Genomic DNA, 470 nt, shown 5'->3' with positions numbered 1-470 from the left:
CGAGGAAGAGGCCGAAGGGTTCGGCCGGGCCTGGCTGCGGATGCTGGAAGGACTGGCCGCTCACACCACCGACCCCACCGCGGGCGGACACACCCCCTCCGACTTCCCTCTGCTCAACCTCGCACAGCACCAGATCGAGGAAATCGAAGCCGGATTCGCCGACGAGAAGCGATAGCGATAGCCGACATAGGCACAAGCCGTTGTGAGGAGACAGAACGATGACCCGATCTCGATCCCTTGTCGAGGATGTGTGGCCGCTGTCGCCGTTGCAGGAAGGCATGCTGTTCCACGCAGGTTTCGACGACCGAGGTCCCGACGTCTACACCGTGCAATCGGCGCTGGATGTCAACGGCCCTGTGGAAGCGGATCGGCTGCGGACATCGTGGGAGGCGCTGCTGACCCGGCACGCCGCGCTGCGGGCATGCTTCCGTCCGGTGACCGGTGCGCAGATGGTGCAGGTCATTCCGCGT

At 64.9% G+C, this 470-nt stretch carries 1 protein-coding gene; it reads left to right on the top strand.

All coding sequences use genetic code 11. The features are described 5' to 3' along the window. Positions 1-218: 218 nt before the first annotated feature. Positions 219-470: condensation domain-containing protein (locus tag FF041_RS24725; protein ID WP_153524866.1), on the top strand; the 252-nt coding region annotated here is incomplete at its 3' end.

It is taken from the genome of Streptomyces jumonjinensis (assembly GCF_009600885.1).
Lineage (GTDB): Bacteria > Actinomycetota > Actinomycetes > Streptomycetales > Streptomycetaceae > Streptomyces > Streptomyces jumonjinensis.
This window is presented reverse-complemented; position numbering and strand designations above follow the sequence as displayed.